This window comes from Chryseobacterium sp. MHB01 (genome assembly GCF_034651565.1).
In the GTDB taxonomy this organism is placed as follows: domain Bacteria; phylum Bacteroidota; class Bacteroidia; order Flavobacteriales; family Weeksellaceae; genus Chryseobacterium; species Chryseobacterium nepalense.
This window is the reverse complement of sequence record NZ_JAYEDA010000007.1, coordinates 26,932-45,283: the sequence shown is the minus strand read 5'-3', so window position 1 is coordinate 45,283 and position 18,352 is coordinate 26,932. Positions and strand designations below refer to the sequence as shown.

17 protein-coding genes are annotated in these 18,352 nt (G+C 37.1%); 15 read left to right on the top strand and 2 right to left on the bottom strand.

Annotated elements, in window-relative coordinates; genetic code table 11:
• Positions 1–59 precede the first annotated feature (59 nt).
• Entirely contained in the window at positions 60–890 is an 831-nt protein-coding gene (locus U9K52_RS12415; protein WP_322926798.1) for an endonuclease/exonuclease/phosphatase family protein, read from the top strand.
• A gap of 21 nt (positions 891–911) precedes the next feature.
• On the opposite strand, the gene U9K52_RS12410 is transcribed toward U9K52_RS12415, so the two are convergent.
• Positions 912–1,565, bottom strand: coding sequence for a TetR/AcrR family transcriptional regulator (locus U9K52_RS12410; protein ID WP_248390489.1), 654 nt, complete (start codon positions 1,563–1,565; stop codon positions 912–914).
• Positions 1,566–1,987: 422 nt separating this feature from the next.
• Between U9K52_RS12410 and clpB the strand changes: the two genes are divergently transcribed.
• The 6 genes from clpB (at position 1,988) to U9K52_RS12380 (ending at position 8,613) form a co-directional block, all read left to right on the top strand.
• Positions 1,988–4,594 (top strand): ATP-dependent chaperone ClpB, encoded by a 2,607-nt coding sequence (gene clpB, locus U9K52_RS12405; protein WP_248390500.1) that lies wholly within the window; start codon positions 1,988–1,990, stop codon positions 4,592–4,594.
• A 207-nt stretch (positions 4,595–4,801) separates the two neighbouring features.
• Positions 4,802–5,347, top strand: a complete 546-nt coding sequence (locus U9K52_RS12400; protein ID WP_248390503.1) for a hypothetical protein — start codon at positions 4,802–4,804, stop codon at positions 5,345–5,347.
• A 37-nt stretch (positions 5,348–5,384) separates the two neighbouring features.
• Positions 5,385–6,032: a hypothetical protein gene (locus U9K52_RS12395; RefSeq protein ID WP_248390505.1), complete on the top strand. Its 648-nt coding sequence runs from the start codon at positions 5,385–5,387 to the stop codon at positions 6,030–6,032.
• Positions 6,011–6,796 carry a sensor histidine kinase gene (locus tag U9K52_RS12390; RefSeq protein WP_322926794.1) on the top strand — a complete coding sequence of 262 codons (786 nt, stop codon included), beginning with the start codon at positions 6,011–6,013 and terminating at the stop codon, positions 6,794–6,796. Before U9K52_RS12395 ends, U9K52_RS12390 begins: the two co-directional genes overlap by 22 nt.
• The gene (locus U9K52_RS12385) at positions 6,793–7,431 is read left to right on the top strand and encodes a response regulator transcription factor (protein WP_248390510.1); all 639 of its coding nucleotides are present in this window, start codon (positions 6,793–6,795) and stop codon (positions 7,429–7,431) included. Before U9K52_RS12390 ends, U9K52_RS12385 begins: the two co-directional genes overlap by 4 nt.
• A gap of 189 nt (positions 7,432–7,620) precedes the next feature.
• On the top strand, positions 7,621–8,613 hold the full coding sequence (locus tag U9K52_RS12380) for a zinc metalloprotease (RefSeq protein WP_248390529.1): 993 nt from the start codon (positions 7,621–7,623) through the stop codon (positions 8,611–8,613).
• 75 nt (positions 8,614–8,688) lie between these two features.
• On the opposite strand, the gene U9K52_RS12375 is transcribed toward U9K52_RS12380, so the two are convergent.
• Positions 8,689–10,551 carry a M1 family metallopeptidase gene (locus tag U9K52_RS12375; protein WP_322926791.1) on the bottom strand — a complete coding sequence of 621 codons (1,863 nt, stop codon included), beginning with the start codon at positions 10,549–10,551 and terminating at the stop codon, positions 8,689–8,691.
• Positions 10,552–10,911: 360 nt separating this feature from the next.
• On the opposite strand from U9K52_RS12375, the gene U9K52_RS12370 reads away from it, so the two are divergent.
• The 8 genes from U9K52_RS12370 (at position 10,912) to U9K52_RS12335 (ending at position 18,332) form a co-directional block, all read left to right on the top strand.
• On the top strand, positions 10,912–12,228 hold the full coding sequence (locus U9K52_RS12370; protein ID WP_322926789.1) for a phenylacetate--CoA ligase: 1,317 nt from the start codon (positions 10,912–10,914) through the stop codon (positions 12,226–12,228).
• Positions 12,229–13,314: a 2Fe-2S iron-sulfur cluster-binding protein gene (locus tag U9K52_RS12365; RefSeq protein WP_263601574.1), complete on the top strand. Its 1,086-nt coding sequence runs from the start codon at positions 12,229–12,231 to the stop codon at positions 13,312–13,314.
• A 96-nt stretch (positions 13,315–13,410) separates the two neighbouring features.
• Positions 13,411–14,349, top strand: coding sequence for a 1,2-phenylacetyl-CoA epoxidase subunit PaaA (paaA, locus tag U9K52_RS12360; protein WP_248390541.1), 939 nt, complete (start codon positions 13,411–13,413; stop codon positions 14,347–14,349).
• A gap of 123 nt (positions 14,350–14,472) precedes the next feature.
• Positions 14,473–14,754: a 1,2-phenylacetyl-CoA epoxidase subunit PaaB gene (gene paaB, locus U9K52_RS12355; RefSeq protein WP_027373980.1), complete on the top strand. Its 282-nt coding sequence runs from the start codon at positions 14,473–14,475 to the stop codon at positions 14,752–14,754.
• 135 nt (positions 14,755–14,889) lie between these two features.
• Positions 14,890–15,639 (top strand): 1,2-phenylacetyl-CoA epoxidase subunit PaaC, encoded by a 750-nt coding sequence (gene paaC / locus U9K52_RS12350; protein ID WP_322926781.1) that lies wholly within the window; start codon positions 14,890–14,892, stop codon positions 15,637–15,639.
• Between the two features lie 97 nt (positions 15,640–15,736).
• The gene (gene paaD / locus U9K52_RS12345; RefSeq protein WP_322926779.1) at positions 15,737–16,201 is read left to right on the top strand and encodes a 1,2-phenylacetyl-CoA epoxidase subunit PaaD; all 465 of its coding nucleotides are present in this window, start codon (positions 15,737–15,739) and stop codon (positions 16,199–16,201) included.
• Positions 16,202–16,300: 99 nt separating this feature from the next.
• Positions 16,301–17,101, top strand: a complete 801-nt coding sequence (locus U9K52_RS12340) for an enoyl-CoA hydratase/isomerase family protein (RefSeq protein WP_248390550.1) — start codon at positions 16,301–16,303, stop codon at positions 17,099–17,101.
• A gap of 97 nt (positions 17,102–17,198) precedes the next feature.
• Positions 17,199–18,332, top strand: a complete 1,134-nt coding sequence (locus U9K52_RS12335) for a 3-hydroxyacyl-CoA dehydrogenase NAD-binding domain-containing protein (RefSeq protein WP_322926777.1) — start codon at positions 17,199–17,201, stop codon at positions 18,330–18,332.
• Positions 18,333–18,352: the final 20 nt, after the last annotated feature.

Genomic DNA, 18,352 nt, shown 5'->3' with positions numbered 1-18,352 from the left:
CGAAGTATGCTTTCTATTGGATAAACCTTATTTTTGTTTTGTAACTAAAATAAATGATTATGAATTTCAGATTTTCAATCTTAACGATGATGATGTTTGCATTAGGTTTTTCGCAGGATCTTAAAGTAATGAGTTTTAATATCCGGCTGAATGTAGATTCTGATAAAGAAAATTCATGGACGAACAGGAAGCAGGATGTTGCAGATCTTCTTTCTTATTATCATCCGGATTATTTCGGGGTTCAGGAAGCGTTGCCGGAACAGATGAAAGACATAAAAAACGGATTGAAGAATTATGATTATGTGGGAGTAGGAAGGGATGACGGAAAAGAAAAAGGTGAGTTTTCAGCTATTTTCTACGATACAGGAAGACTTCGGGTAATAAAATCAGGGACATTCTGGCTCTCTGAAACTCCTGAAAAACCATCAAAAGGTTGGGATGCGGCTTTAAATAGAATCTGTACCTACGCGCTTTTCAGAGACAAAAAGTCGAAAAAAGAATTTATGGCGCTGAATCTCCATTTTGATCATGTTGGCAATGTGGCCAGGGTAAAATCTTCTGAACTGATTTTAAAAAAGATCAAAGAACTGAATCCTAAAAACTTACCGGTAACCGTAAGCGGTGATTTTAATTTAACCGAAGATTCGGAACCGATAAAAATCATGTCACAAAATATGAAGGACAGCTTTTATCATTCAGAAACAAAACATTACGGCCCGAAAGGAACATTTACAGCTTTTAATGTCAATGAAATCCCAAAAGACAGAATCGATTATATATTTGTAAAAGGATTTAAAATTAAGTCCCACAGACACATCAATGACAGGAGGGAAAATCTGCTGTATCCGTCAGACCATTTTCCGGTATTGGCAGATCTGCAGTTTAATTGATATAACAACTGAAAATGTAATTTAACTTTTAGAAGAGACCTTTCCTAATAATCCATACAGAATCTTATCTCTTATTTCATCAGTGATTTCGGAGGTAGATTCTGTATTTCTTTTAAACCAGAAATAAGAATTATTTAAAGTGTGAAGAATAAATCTTGTTGTAAATGATGATGATCGCAATTCCCAGTTTTCTGCCCTGTAAATCTCGGAAATCAATTCCTCTACTTCCTGCTGGTAATTTTTCCGAAGCGCAATAAATTCAGGAAGACGTTCTTCCAGGTGTTTCCATTCATTGGAATAAATATGTGTAACATCACGGTTTTTAAGAACTACGGATAAATGTTTGTCAATAAAAAGGTTAAGCTTTTCCTTTGGAGGAATAGATGTATTTTTTACTTCCTGAAGTTCATCGAAAAATTCCTGGGCAATTCCGAAGCAGATCCATTCTAAAATTTCTTCCTTAGAACGGATGTGGGCATACAATGAAGCTGCCTTGATATTGAGCTTTGTCGCCAAATCCCGTACAGAGCTGCCCATATACCCTTTTTCTTTGAAAAGTTCTACGGCAACATCTAATATTTTCTTCTGTTTTTCTTTAAGCTCCATCTGGTAAAACGCAAAAGTAATTATTTTGATTGTAATATTTTGTTTTTCAACGGATGATTTTGTCTTCAATAGGAACGGACTTTAGTCCCATTTAAAATATAAAAATTTTACACTTTCCTTTAGCCTAACTTTATTATGTTCGTTTTAAACTTGATAAAGGAATTTTAAACTTCATTTTTTTTGAATTTTTCCAAATCTGACTTTTCTTCCATGATTTTTTACTCTAAAATAGCCTAACCGGAATTTTTGTCTGTTATAATCAGGTTTAAAATGCATTTTTCGGAAATTTTGTCTATTTTTTTTGAAAAATCAATAATTGAACACTTTTTGCGATATAGCTCTTGAATTAAATGATTAAATACGATGGAGGGCATCAGAAATTAGAAAATCAGATTTAAAAAATTAACATTTATTACACTCTTATGGTCTGAAATCTGATGTCTGAAATCATACAAATGAAAACCGAATTAAATTAAAAATATATATAGAATATGAACTTAAACCAATATACTGTAAAATCGCAGGAAGCCATCCAGGCTGCTCAACAGGTAGCCATGGAATTCGGCAACCAGAGTATTGAGCCTCAACATCTTCTTGAAGGTATTTTTCAGGTGGATGAAAATATTTCGCCTTTCTTATTAAAAAAATCAGAAGCTGATGCTGTTTTGGTAAGAGAGCGCAACCGTGAAAATTTAGAGAAACTTCCGAAAGTACAAGGTGGAAATATCTACCTTTCACAATCGGCGAATAAAGTTTTGCTTGATGCACCCAACATCGCAAAAAAAATGGGTGATGAATATGTGACGATAGAACATCTTTGGCTTTCGCTGTTAGAAACGAATTCAGAAGTTTCAAAAATGCTGAAAGATATGGGCGTTACAAAAAGCCTTCTGGAAGGCGGGATCAAAGAATTAAGAAAAGGAAGCAAGGCAACTTCTGCAAGTTCGGAAGAAACCTACCAATCTTTAAACAAATATGCTAAAAATTTCAACGAATTAGCGGCAGAAGGTAAACTGGATCCCGTAATCGGACGTGATGAAGAGATCAGAAGAGTCTTACAGATTCTTTCAAGAAGGACAAAAAACAACCCAATTCTTATCGGGGAACCCGGTGTAGGTAAAACAGCCATCGCTGAAGGAATTGCCCATAGAATTATCAGCGGAGACGTTCCTGAAAACCTGATGGATAAAACTTTGTATTCTTTGGATATGGGGGCCTTGATTGCCGGTGCAAAATATAAAGGTGAGTTTGAAGAGCGTTTAAAATCCGTTGTAAATGAAGTCATTAAATCAGACGGACAGATTATTCTTTTTATTGATGAGATCCATACTTTGGTGGGAGCAGGAGGTGGTGAAGGCGCAATGGACGCTGCCAATATTCTGAAACCGGCACTGGCAAGAGGAGAATTAAGAGCTATCGGCGCAACAACCCTCAATGAATATCAGAAATATTTTGAAAAAGATAAGGCGTTGGAAAGACGTTTCCAGAAAGTAATGGTGGAAGAACCGGATACGGAATCGGCTATTTCTATTCTTCGGGGAATTAAAGATAAATATGAAGCACACCATAAAGTAAGAATTAAAGATGAAGCGATTATCGCGGCGGTGGAAATGTCGCAGCGATATATTTCAGATCGTTTTTTACCGGATAAGGCGATTGACCTTATTGATGAAGCTTCTGCCAAATTGAGAATGGAGATCAATTCTAAGCCCGAAGAACTTGATGTTTTAGACAGAAAGCTGATGCAGCTGGAAATTGAATTGGCTGCGATCTCAAGAGAAGGAAACCAAACGAAAATCGATCACTTAAAAGAAGATATATCGAAAATTTCCGAGCAGAGAAATGAAATCAATGCCAAATGGCTGAAAGAAAAACAAAAATCTGAGGATTTAACCCAGATTAAAAAAGATATAGAGTCTCTGAAACTGGAAGCCGAAAGAGCTTCTAGAGCCGGAGATTACGCAAAAGTAGCAGAGATCCAATATGGAAAACTCCGCGAAAAAGAGGAAGAGCTTTCCAAGCTTGAACTGGAGATGCAAAATCATCAGAATGAATTGATTAAGGAGGAGGTGACTGCTGAAAACATTTCTGAAGTCATCGCCAAATGGACAGGAATTCCTGTAACCAAGCTTCTTCAGTCTGAAAGAGAAAAATTATTGAATCTGGAAACAGAACTTCATCACAGAGTTGTAGGACAAGACGAAGCGATTACCGCCGTTGCGGACGCCATCAGAAGAAACAGAGCGGGATTAAGCGATGATAAAAAACCGATCGGTTCATTCTTATTCCTGGGAACAACCGGAGTCGGGAAAACCGAGCTGGCAAAAGCTTTGGCGGAATTTTTATTTGATGATGAAAACAATATGACGAGAATTGATATGAGTGAATATCAGGAGCGTCATTCCGTTTCGAGATTGGTGGGTGCGCCTCCGGGATATGTAGGATATGATGAAGGCGGACAATTAACGGAAGCGGTTCGCAGAAGACCTTATTCTGTGGTTCTTTTAGACGAAATTGAAAAAGCGCATCCGGATGTTTTCAATACATTGTTACAGGTTTTAGATGATGGTCGTTTAACAGATAACAAAGGACGGGTGGTGAATTTTAAAAATTCAATCATCATCATGACTTCGAATTTAGGTTCGCACTTAATTCAGGAACGCTTTGACTCTGCTCAGCGCGACAAAGATGACAACATCAGTCCTGAGACCTTGGAGGAAGCAAAAGATGAGGTTTTCGATTTGCTGAAACAAACCTTACGTCCGGAATTCCTGAACAGAATTGATGAGGTGGTGTTATTCCAGCCGTTAAGGAAAAAAGAGATTGGAAAAATTGTTACCTATCAGCTGAGAGGTTTCAATGATATGCTTTCAAAACGGAATATCATTATGACGGCCACTCAGGACGCTGTAGATTATCTGATGAACAAAGGCTATGATCCTGCATTTGGAGCAAGACCTTTAAAAAGAGTAATTCAGCAAGAAGTGCTTAACAAATTATCAAGGGAAATTCTCGCCGGAAATGTAAATGACGGAGACCGGATTACACTGGATTATTTCGAGGAAACGGGTCTTGTTTTCAGACCTGCGGAATTATAAGTAGTTTTTTTTCATATATATTATTTTGTAAGTAAGTGCTGTAGATTGTTTTCTGCAGCACTTATTTTATTATAGTACTTTTCATAAGATTTGGCCCTGAATATACAATCCGTAAAATCCCTGAAAATAAACAGGAAAAAAACCATGTCGCAGCAATGTGTTTTTTTGCGAACTTTGCATCATCAACTAACATTATAAAACTAGCTTATGAAAACACAACCTACCTCCGAAACTGAAACACTGGATCTTAACCTGCCGCCAAACACGATGGCTCAGAATTTTATCCAGATCCTGGTGAATAATTACAGAAATAATCAACTGAAATCTGTAAAGGATAAAATGGGCATTGATGATGCACATTCCATTCATTTTGACCTTAACACGCTGAAAAAATTTATTGCTGATATTGAAACATTAGCCTCCGCAAATAATCCGGAAACCAATCCTGAAGATTTAGGAATCCGTTTTTATTATGCTGCATATCCGAACCTTGAAAACTGGGATGTTATGAACAATACTCCAATAGGAAGAGAATATGCGGAAAAACATACACTGGTAATGATTCCTACCATAAAAAGACAGGATGAAAATGGAGAAATGCTGAGTTACGATTTCAATCCGCTGGCATTGAGCGGGGACGGAAAAGTGCTTGCAATGGCTTCCGCAAAAAATGCAAATTCCGATTGTGAAGTAATTTGCCAGAATCATGGAGCTTTAATACCACCAGACAGTACAAAAACTGAATTATTTTAATATTCTTATCAAAAAAGAAATTTTAACAGTAAGCACGATGAGTGATTTCCAAAGAATAGCATTCGAATTTATGTATTGGGCAGAAGGGATTTCAGCTGCTGTCTCTCTTATATTTTATAGCAGAATAAAAGATAAATACTGGAAATACTTTGTGTTTTATCTCATTTTTATTTTCTTAAGTGAAAGCATCGGAAGATGGGGCGGACTTTTTTTTGAGTATAATAAACAGGCTTTTTATAATTATTTTGTAATTCCTGTTCAGTTCATTTTTTTCTATTGGCTGTATGCTGCAAGGTCTTTCGGGAAAATGAATCTTTTTCTTATTCTCTCTTCCGTTTACCTCCTTTCATTTATCCCAAGTGAATTTTTGTATTCCGAAAATAAAGTAATGTTTTCTCTTAACTATACACTTGGATGCCTGATTTTAATGATTCTTGTAGTCATGGAATATTATAAACAGATTAACGATTCTGATATTTTGAATTTTGATAAAAACAGAATGTTTTATATCAATCTCGGGGTAACCTTGTTTTATATTGGAACGTTGCCGTTCTGGACTTTCCTGGAACTTATTAAGCAGTATCGTGAAATATTCAACATTTATTTTGCGTATTTTCTTATTTCAGGAATTATTATGTACATGTTATTTTCAATTTCATTCATATGGGGAAAACAGAGCTCCTGATAACAATTATCTTATTCAACATGTTTTTTGTGTTGTTTGTTGCAGCGGTGATGATGTACATCCGCAAATACAGGCAGCGTAAAAAAGAATACCTGCATGAAATTGAAGTGAAAAATGAGATTCACAAGCGTGAACTTCTGGCTACACAACTCGAGATACAACAGGCCACCATGCAGCAGATCGGCCGTGAACTGCATGATAATATCGGGCAGAAACTTACCCTCGTAAGTCTTTACACCCAGCAGCTTCTGTATGAAAATAAAGTTCCTGAAGTCAGTGAAAGAATTGATCAGGTTTCGCAGATTATCAACCAGTCTTTGCAGGATCTCAGAAGCCTTTCAAAAACACTCACTGATGATAAAATCAATCAAAAGGAAATTGTAACTTTAATACAGGAAGAAGTAGACAATACCAATGCTTTTAAAAAATGCAAAGTGTCATTCAAATGCAATTTCAGACAGCTTGATTTAGGGTTTGCTCATAAGAATGTGCTGCTGAGAATTACTCAGGAATTTATTCAGAACAGTATAAAACATTCAAATTGCAAAAATATACGGATTACCCTGAACACTTCTGAAGAAGCACTTTGGGAACTGAATATTCAGGACGATGGCATGGGTTTCGACCAGTCAAAAATCAAATCAAACGGCATCGGTCTCACCAATATGAAGAACAGAGCCGAAATTATTGGAGCTGATTTCTGCCTCGAAAGCCGCGAAAATTTTGGGACCACACTCAATATTATTTTAAAGAAACAGTCATGAAAAAGACAATAGTGATCGTTGATGATCACATACTTATCGCAAAAGCATTAGAAGGAATCATCGATAATTTTGCTGAATTTGAAGTGGTTTATGTGGCAGAGAATGGTAAAGATCTTATTCAGAAATTTGAAAACAACAGCAGAATTCCGGATATTATTTTGTTGGATATCAGCATGCCGATCATGGACGGATTTGAAACTGTATTATGGCTTAGGGAAAATCATCCGGGTGTTAAGGTAATGGCGCTGAGCATGCAGGGTGACGACAAAAGCGTCATTAAAATGATAAAAAACGGGGCAAAGGGCTACTTGCTGAAAAATACACATCCGAAAGAGCTTGAAAATGCACTCGTGAGATTGAGCACAGACGGGTTCTTCTACCCCGACTGGGCTTCAAAAATTATTTTCTCCAATATGAATAACGACGAGTCGGCAAACAGCATTAAAATTTCCGAACGCGAAAAAGAGTTTCTTAAATACACAGTTACTGAACTTAGCTATAAAGAAATTGCCGATAAGATGTGCTGCAGCCCACGAACGGTTGAAAGCTACAGGGATCAGCTTTGTGATAAACTTGATCTCAAAACCCGGGTAGGGCTGGCTGTATTTGCTATTAAAAATGGATTCGCAGGCTAAAATTAGGATATATTAAAATTTTGATTAATGTGATATTTATGCAATAAATTATTGTATGAATTAATGTTTTCTCATAGTAATATTAAAAATGTTATTGATTGAATAATAAAATTAAGTAACATATTGGTGAAATACTTGTGTAATAATTCTGAATTTTTTAATTTCATTTTCTGAACAAAATATATTTATATGAAAAAACTACTATTCGGAGTTCTTATGCTGAGCTTCCTGTCGTGTAACAGTGACAACATTAACAACCAGACTGAAGAGTCCTCAAACAACACAGAAAATTTAGGTGGATCTGCCTTTAAAAGAGGATGTCCGTCTGAAGACATCAGGAAAACTGCCCTTCAGAGCAGTGCTGAACTCAGACAAAAATATTCTGAGCTTGAAGCCAATACAGAAAAATTTACCAATGATCTTAAATTGGGGAAAGTACTTTCCGATGGAACAGTTGAAATTCCTGTGGTGGTAAATGTCTTATACAGAACCTCAGCAGAAAATATTTCCGCTGCCCGTATTGCAGAGCAGATTGCTGTTCTGAATGCAGATTACGGAGGGACAAACACGGATGTCTCTAAAATCCCGACTGCTTTTCAGGGGGTAAAAGCCGGAGATGTTAAAGTAAGATTCAGGCTGGCAAATACCGTGAGAAAATCTACTACCAAAACGAGCTGGAGCACAAATGACGCCATGAAAAGATCTTCAAGCGGCGGAATTGATGCTACAAGTCCTGCCAATTATCTTAATATCTGGGTTGTAGGAAATATGGGACAGATCCTTGGATATGCTACATTTCCGGAATCTTCAGGGCTGTGGAATGACGGAGTGGTAATCGCTGCTTCTTATTTCGGGAAAACAGGGGCTTCAGCGCCATTTAACCAAGGAAGAACCGCTACGCATGAGGTAGGACATTATTTAAATCTCAGACATATCTGGGGAGATGCTAACTGCGGAAATGATCTTGTTACGGATACTCCTACCCAAACGGGTCCAAACTATGGAAAGCCAAGCTATCCGTTATATAATACCTGCGGAGGTGTACAAAGATCTGTAATGTTCATGAATTATATGGACTATGTGGATGATGCTGCCATGTTTATGTTCTCATCAGGACAGAAAACAAGAATGCAGTCTGTGGTAGCTTCATCAGGAGCAAGGTCAGGATTAAGACTGTATTAATTGCGTAATACCTTTTCATAAATACGAAAGTCCGGCTGTTTCAGAATGAAACAGCCGGACTTGTTCTATAGCTTTTTATAAAGTTTTCTTATTGTCATCTGGCGTATAATCCATGAAAATTCCGCCATTGAGATTTATCGATTGTACCTTTTTGGTAATTGGAATGGTCAGCATGGTCTGTCTTTGGTCTTTTTCCCAGACGGAAGGCGAGAAATGAAGCTTTTCCGCTGTTCCGTCTTCATAGGTGATTTCTGCTGAAAAAGGAATAACAAAACCGCCTACATTATCTATGTTTACCGTTAAAAGATCATTCATCTGGCTGGCTCCGGCTACTTTAAGATCAATATAATTATTGGTGTAGAACCAGTTGTTGAAAAACCAGTTGAGGTTTTTTCCGGAACCCGCGTTCATGGAATAGAAATAATCCCATGGAATAGGATGTTTGCCATTCCAGTTATTCATGTAGTGATGCAATGCTTTTTTAAAAAGGTCATCTCCAAGATAATCCTTTAAGGCAAGATAAGATAATGAAGCTTTTACATACGAATTGTTTCCATATCCTGCACCGCTTACCTGTGTGCTCATGGTAATAATAGGTTGATCTTGTTCTGCGGAAGGATCATTGATCCATCGTTTCACTCTGAAATTTTTATAAAATTCTTTGGCTTTAGCCTCACCATTTTCATCGATTCCGATCAGATATTCCAATGTGGTTGCCCAGCCTTCATCCATAAAAGCATATCTCGTTTCGTTGATTCCCATATAGAAGGGAAAATACGTATGCGCAATTTCATGATCGGCCGTTAATCTGGCATCCTGGAAATCATCAGGAATGCTGGTATCGTTGATCATCATCGGGTATTCCATATCGGCATATCCTTGTACGGCAGTCATAACATTGTAGGGATATTCTACGCCGGGCCAGTTTTTGGAAAACCAGTCCAGGTTGTAGCGCATCCATTCAACATAATGTTCAAAATCTTTAGCTTCAGGTCCGTATGCAGCCTGAACACTGGCTCTTTTTGTTTTCAGCTGAACGCTTGATGCATCCCAGGCATAGTGGCTGCTTAGTGCAAAACAGAAATCTGTAATATGGCTGGCTTTAAATTTCCACACATTCCATTTATTCTGCCTCGTAACTTTTCCGGATTTCATTTCGTGTGGAGTAGCCACATGAATCACCTTGTCACTTTTTAAAGAGGTTTTGTATCTTTTTAAATACTCAGACTGAAGAACGGCTTCGGGATTAAGAAAATCTCCTGTGGCCCAGACTACATAATTTTTTGGAGCGCTAATAGCAAAGCTGTAATCGTTAAAATCATTATAGAATTCCTGCCTGTCGGAATGTGGGAGCATATCCCATCCGTTATAATCATCATACACAGATATTCTCGGGAAAGAATAGGCAACATAAAAAGTTTCAGGATCAATCTGACCTTCTCTTCCGCTCTCTACAGATAGCGGGTATTCCCATTCAATCTTTATTTCAGCTTTGGACTTAGATTTTAAAGCGGAATTCAATTTTATCTTTTCAACGGTTCCCCAATTTTCACTGTTAACAGCATATTTTTCGCCATTTACAATAAATGATTTAATATGCAGTCCCGAGGTTAAAAAATCTTTGGAAACCATACCCGATCTTGGAGCCTGCGGTTTATGTAAATTATTTACGAACCGGATAGCAAGTTCCGTAAGGTTGTCCGGGCTGTTGTTGCTGTAAAGAATCGTTTCTTTTCCGGAAACAATTTTCGAATTAGCATCCACTTTTACTTCTACATTATAAACCCCTTTGTTTTGCCAGTAATTTTTTCCAGGTGCTCCGGATAAATCGCGCGTACCATTGGCGTATGCTTTCTTTATATTTCTTGGCATATACAACTCCTGAGCAGAAAATTGCCATGAAGCCAGAAGCAATAATCCCCAAACTAATCTTCTCATTAAAATTTTTTTATAATCAATTAATTTAACATAAAAGTAATGAAAAACAGTAATAAAAAATATTACTCATCTTATTATTTATCAGCTGTTAACAAGTAAAATTCAAGACAGCCTCTTTCCAGTATTGTTTTTACTTTAAATAATATATTATACAGCTTTAATCGGACGTACAAAGATACATCAATTTAGCACGGATGTTATAAAAAGTATATTAAAAAGAAGTCATATTTATAGCGTATTTAAACCAATTATTTTATGAAATGTTGTATTATTTTAATTAGTGATATGATGAAAGAATAAATATTTGGCAGAAACAAAAAATCTTTTTACATTTACACCTAACAAGTGTTAGTTAGTTATATGGATTTTTCAGTTGAATATTTAAAGCTCAACCAGTTGAGACAGCTTCAGTCTGAGCGGTTGGCTAAATTGGTAGGCTATCTTGGAGAGAAGTCGGAGTTTTATAGAAGAAGGTTTAATGAAGAAGGAATAGTTCCACAAGATATCAGGTCTATTGAAGATATTACGAAACTTCCTATTACTTACAAGCAGGATTTGAGAGACAATTATCCGTTCGGATTGTTTACCGTTCCTAAAAATGAACTGCAGAGAATTCACTGTTCAAGCGGAACAACAGGTAAGCCGACGGTTGTTGGATACACCAAAGAAGATGTTGATTTATTCAGCGAAGTCGTAGCGAGATCTTTGAATGCGGCAGGGGCAAAACCCGGAATGCAGTTGCACAATGCCTATGGTTACGGGATTTTTACTGGTGGATTGGGACTTCATTATGGCGCTGAAAAATTAGGAATGAGCGTTCTTCCTATTTCCGGAGGGATGACAGCGAGGCAGGTAGATTTAATTATAGATTTTAAGCCGGAAGTAATCTGTTGCTCACCATCTTATGCTTTGACCATTGCTGATGAACTGGCAAACCGCGGAATTACGGCTGATGAAATAAGTTTGAAATATGCCGTTTTAGGTTCTGAACCCTGGACGGAATTGATCAGGCATCATATTGAAGAAAAACTGGGTGTTCACGCGACCAATATTTATGGTTTAAGTGAAATTATCGGTCCCGGCGTTTCTATGGAGGATTTTGAGGAAAAAGGAGGAGCTTACATTTGGGAAGATCATTTTTATCCTGAAATTTTAGATCCGGTTACGAAAGATCCGGTCCCATTTGGAGAAGAAGGCGTTTTGGTGATCACGACTTTAACGAAAAAAGCAATGCCACTGTTACGTTACTGGACAAATGATATTACCAGTCTTTACTATGATGAAAATGGTAAAAGAACCATGGTAAAGATGAAACCAATTCTTGGAAGATCAGATGATATGCTGATCGTAAGGGGAGTAAATGTTTATCCAAGCCAGATTGAGGAAGCGTTTTCTCATATAAAAGGGGTTGTTCCGAATTATTATTTAACACCGGTTGAAAAAGAACAAATGTGTGTGGCACTGGATATTGATGTGGAAGTAGATGATGAATTGGTAAAGGCACAAAATTTAAGTTTAAATACCGACGATTATGCTATTTTTGTCGGAAATTTCGGAAAAAATATAGAAAACGAAATTAAAAAGCGGGTAGGAATCACCACGAAAGTAAAAATTCATGCTCAGGACAGTCTTCCGAAATGCGAAGGCGGAAAAATTAACAGAATACTTAAAAAATAAATGAATTCATTTTATAAACTAAAAACAGTTAAGGTTCAGAAAGATACCAACGATGCAGTAAATGTAGCCGTTGAAATTCCTGAGGAACTGAAGGATAAATTCAGGTTCAAGCAGGGGCAGTATCTTAATTTCAGAATGATGATCAACGGAAATGAAGAGAGACGGTCTTATTCTATCTGTAACGCACCAAGCGAGAAAAGTAACACGCTGGAAGTACTGGTAAAATTATTGGAAGGCGGAAAGGTTTCCGGATACTTCAACGAGCATCTTCACATGGATGAAATGCTGGAAGTGATGCCTCCAATGGGCGGTTTCAACACATCTTATCATCCAACCAACGTTAAAACGTATATCGGCCTTGCTGCAGGAAGCGGAATTTCCCCGGTATTGTCCAATATCAAAGAAAGTCTTTACCAGGAACCGAATTCAAACGCTTATCTGTTCTACAGCAACAGAAGCATGAATCATGTAATGAAAAAGGCTGAGATCGATAAATTGGTTGAGCACTTCAACGGAAGACTGAAAGTTATCTATTTGGTTAGCCGTGAAAAGCATGAAGATCAATTGTTTGAAGGAAGAATCTGTCCGGATAAACTGGAGCAGCTTTTTGAAAGGCATCCTCAAATTGATGTGAAAGAATCTACATATTTTATCTGTGGCCCTTCAGAGATGATTAAGAGTGTTGCCGATTATTTAAAGAAAGATAAAAAAGTACCGGCCATTCAGGTTTTATTTGAATATTTCACCGCTCCGGATGAAGAAAACACGGAGGAGATGAGCGATGAATTCAAAGCGATTGCCAATATCGAAAGTATGGTAACGGTAATCATTGATGATGATGAATATTCGTTCCACCTGAATTCTAAAAAAGAAAGTATCTTAGATAAAGCATTGAAAGACAATCTTCCTGTGCCTTTTGCGTGTAAAGGAGGAGTGTGCTGTACGTGTAAAGCCGAAGTTTTAGAAGGTGAAGTTTTCATGGAGAAAAACTACGCGCTTACCGAAGAAGAAGTAGCCAGAGGTTACGTTCTTACCTGCCAGTGTCATCCTACAACGAATGTGGTGATGCTTAATTATGACGTGTGATTAATATAACAATGTAAAAGTTTACCAATGTAACAATTATTGCTAGACTGTTAAATTGATACATTGTTACATTTTAAAATTTGAAAAATTTTAATTATGGATTTAGAAAAATTTGTACAATACGTACACGACGAAAATAAAGTAGAACCAAAAGATGTAATGCCTGACGATTACAGGAAATTATTGGTTCGTCAGATCTCCCAGCACGCCCATTCCGAAATTGTAGGAATGTTACCTGAAGCCAACTGGATTTCCAGAGCGCCTTCGTTGAGAAGAAAAATGGCGCTTTTGGCGAAAGTTCAGGATGAGGCAGGTCATGGTTTATACCTTTATTCTGCAACCGAAACTTTAGGTGACGGAACGGTGAGAGCCGACAGAGACGCCACTTATGATGATATGCTTTCAGGAAAAGCAAAATATTCCAGCATCTTCAATTATCCGACGTTAAGCTGGGCAGATATCGGCGCCATCGGCTGGCTGGTAGACGGAGCGGCAATTATGAATCAGGTAATGCTGATGGGAAATTCTTACGGTCCCTACTCAAGAGCGATGGTGAAAATCTGTAAGGAAGAATCTTTCCACCAAAGACAGGGTTATGAAATTTTGATGGCGCTTTGCCGCGGTACAAAACAGCAGAAAGAAATGGCTCAGGCTTCGTTAAACCGTTTCTGGTGGCCGGCTTTGATGATGTTCGGACCGAACGATGACAGTTCGCCAAACTCTAAAATTTCTATGAATTACAGGGTGAAAAGAGAAAGTAACGACAGCCTTCGTCAGAGATTTGTTGATGTTACTGTTGCTCAGGCAGAGTTTTTAGGATTAACCATTCCGGATAAAGATTTAAAATGGAATGAAGAAAGACAGCACTATGATTTCGGGGAACTTCCTTGGGATGAATTCATGGAAATTCTAAAAGGAAATGGTCCTTGCAACAAGAAGCGTATCGAAACCAAAAGAAAAGCTCAAAGAGAGAATTCTTGGGTAAAAGAAGCTGCAGCGGCTTTCGCAGAAAAACAACAAAAAGAAGTAATATAATTTGAAAATGTGCTAATTTGAAAATTTGGAAATGACCTTAACCAAGTTAATTATTCTCAAATTTTCAATTAAACTGATCAATCAATTTTCAAATTAACCAATTTTCAAATTTTCAAATTAATTATGGCAAATTTAGATATGTGGGAAGTGTTTATTCAGACTAAACCGGGATTATCTCACAAACACGTTGGAGTGGTACAGGCACCAACAGCAGAAATGGCTTTGCAGAATGCAAGAGACGTTTATACAAGAAGAAAAGAGGGGACTTCGGTTTGGGTGGTTCCGAGTAAATATATTGTGACTTCGGAAGGGGTGGACAAAGAAGCGTTCTTCGATCCGGCTGATGACAAGTTGTACCGTCACCCGACTTTCTACGAAATTCCGAATGATGTAAAAAATATGTAGATTAATAATTTGAAAATGTGCTAATTTGAAAATTTGGGAATGACCTTAATCACGTTAATTATTTTCAAACTTTCAATTAAGACAATTCACCCAATTTTCAAATAACTAATTCTCAAATTTTCAAATTAAAAAATAATGAACCCATTATACAATTATTTATTAAAACTGGCAGACGACAGCTTCATCATGGGACAACGTTTGTCCGAATGGTGTGGAGAAGGTCCTTATCTGGAGGAAGATATCGCATTAACTAATATCGCATTAGATGAACTTGGACAGGCCAACAACTTTTACGTATACGCTTCAAGAGTTATAGACAACGGAAAAAGTGAAGATGATCTTGCCTTTTTAAGATACGAACATGAATACGTAAATGCCCATTGGACAGAGCTTCCCAACGAAGATTATGCACAGACGATTTTAAAAGTATACGTTTTTGCAGTCTATCAGAAATTAATGTACGAAGCATTGTCAAATTCTGCAAATGAAGAACTTTCTGCTATTGCCCAGAAGTCTTTGAAAGAAGTAAGATATCACTATACACACGCCGCTTCCTGGATGAAGATTTTCGCTCAGGGAACTGAAGAAAGTAGAACCCGGCTGGTAAAAGCCGTTGAGAATATCTGGGAGTATACAAAAGGTTTATTTGCAAAAACAGAAGGTGAAGATGATTTGGTAGCTCTAAATATTGCTCCAAATACAGATGTTCTTTACGAAGAATTTTTAGCGATCACCCAGAAAGATTTTGCAGATTTCGGGTTGGAATATCCAACAAATCCTTTTATGCAGCCAAAATCAAGAACAGGTTATCACACGGAATATTTTGGATATATTCTTTGTGAATTACAATATATGCAGAGAGCGTATCCTGGTTGTACTTGGTAAAAAAATCAATGAGTTAATTTGAAAATGTGCTAATTTGAAAATTGAGGAGTGCCATAAATTTTCAAATTACCCAAATTTTCAAATTTTCAAATTAATTATGAAAAATCTTTTAGAAATATTAGAACTCGTTCCTGATCCGGAAATTCCGGTAATCAATATCGTGGAATTGGGCATTGTAAGAGAAGCAAAAGTTACCGGCGAAAATTCTTGTGAAGTAACGATTACGCCTACTTATTCAGCCTGTCCCGCTATGTTTACCATTGAGGAAGATATCATCGAGATCATGAAACAAAACGGATGGGAGGCAAAAGTAGTGACCAAAATGTTTCCGATTTGGACAACGGACTGGCTTACTGATGAAGCGAGAGAAAAACTTCGCGTTTATGGAATCACGCCTCCCGAAAAAGGAGCCGACGAACACCATATCGGAAAACCAAAAAAATGCCCTCGCTGCGGTTCTATGAACTCAAAACAGATCAGCAGATTTGGGTCTACTTTGTGTAAGGCTTCTTATCAATGCTTAGACTGTTTAGAGCCTTTTGATTATTTTAAATGCCATTAATCAATTTGAAAATGTGTAAATTTGAGAATGAGTTAATTAATAGAAATTGCTTAAAAATATCTTCAAATTATATAATTTTCAAATTAAAAAATTAATACTATGTACACACAACTCGATATTGAGAGCCACTTCGAAGGAAAGCTTAAAATTGCTTACCTGAATCAACCTGACACCATGAATGCGCTTACAAAGCCATCATTATCAGATCTGAAAGATTTTGTAAAAGAATGTAGTGAAGATCCTCAGGTACGATGTGTCGCTATTTCAGGAAGAGGAAGAGCTTTTTGTTCCGGTCAGAATTTGGATGATGCTTTTGTTCAGGGAAATGAGCATCATGATAATGATATTATCAGAAAAATTGTGGAAGATTACTACAATCCTCTGGTTATGGAAATTACGCGCTGCAGAAAGCCTGTAGTGGCTTTGGTTAATGGTCCCGCAGTAGGAGCAGGAGCAATGTTGGCGTTAATTTCTGATTTCGTTTTAGCGGTTGATAAATCGTACTTTGCACAGGCATTTTCTAATATCGGTCTTATACCGGATACGGGAGGAACTTATTTCTTACCAAAATTAATGGGTAGACAGCTTGCAAATTATTTAGCATTTACAGGAAAAAAATTATCGGCTGAAGAAGCAAAATCATACGGATTGGTGGCTGAAGTTTTTAATGAAGAAGAATTTCTATCAAGATCCATGGAAATTCTTGAAAAAATGGCAAATATGCCGACGGCAGCCATTAAACTTACCAAAAAAGCTTTCGCCAATTCTTACAACAATACACTGAAAGAACAGCTGGAACTGGAAGCAGATCTACAGCAGGAAGCAGCAGGTACAGAAGATTTCGTGGAGGGAGTAAGTGCCTTTTTACAAAAAAGAAAACCTGATTATAAAGGAAAATAAGAATTAATATAACAATGTAGTAATCTAGCAATGTAACAATGACCAAAATTTTTTACATTGCTAAACTGCTACATTGTTAAATTGTTACATTAAAAACATGAAAAATGTAGGAATTATCGGTGCCGGAACAATGGGAATCGGCATTGCACAAGTAGCCGCAACGAACGGATGCAAAGTCTGGATTTATGACGCGAATGCAAAACAAGTAGAAACGGCAACCGTAGGTTTGGAAAAAACATTGACTAAACTGGTCGACAAAGAAAAAATTTCAGCAGAGAAAATGACTGAAATTTTAAACAATATTTCCATCGCTACTGAACTGAAAGACTTCAAAGATTGCGAATTAATCATTGAAGCTATCATCGAAAACAAAGAAATCAAAACCAAAGTTTTCACAGAATTGGAGAAACACGTTTCAGAAAGCTGTGTTATTGGTTCTAATACTTCATCCATTTCCATCACCTCTCTCGGTGCGGAATTACAGAAACCGGAGCGTTTCATTGGGATTCATTTCTTCAACCCGGCTCCGTTGATGCCTTTGGTTGAGGTCATCCCATCTTTATTAACAGAAAAATCTTTAGCGGGAAAAATCTATAATCTTATGAAAGATTGGGGAAAGACACCGGTTATTGCTAAAGATATTCCAGGATTTATCGTAAACAGAATTGCCCGTCCTTATTATGGAGAAGCATTAAGAATTGTGGAAGAGAACATCGCAACGGTAGAACAGGTAGATGAAGCCATGAAAACATTAGGAAATTTCAGAATGGGACCTTTTGAATTAATGGACCTTATTGGTGTTGACGTCAATTTCTCCGTAACCAAAACCGTGTACAACGAATATTTTTACGATCCGAAATACAAACCGTCTCTCCTTCAGCAAAGAATGTCTGAAGCCAAACTTCACGGCAGAAAAACAGGAAAAGGGTTCTATGATTATTCTGAAGGTGCACAAAATCCTGTTCCTCAAAAGGATGAAGTATTGTACGATGATATTTTTCACAGAATTCTTTCCATGCTTATCAATGAAGCTGTTGAAGCAAAAAGATTGGGAATTGCCAGTGATGAAGATATTGAATTAGCCATGCAGAAAGGTGTAAATTATCCAAAAGGTCTTTTACAATGGGGAAAAGAAATTGGATACGATCTGGTAACTGAGATCCTTGAAAATCTTTATGATGAGTATCAGGAAGACAGATACAGACAAAGTCCATTGTTGCGTAGAATGTAACCTGTTTATTTATAGATTGT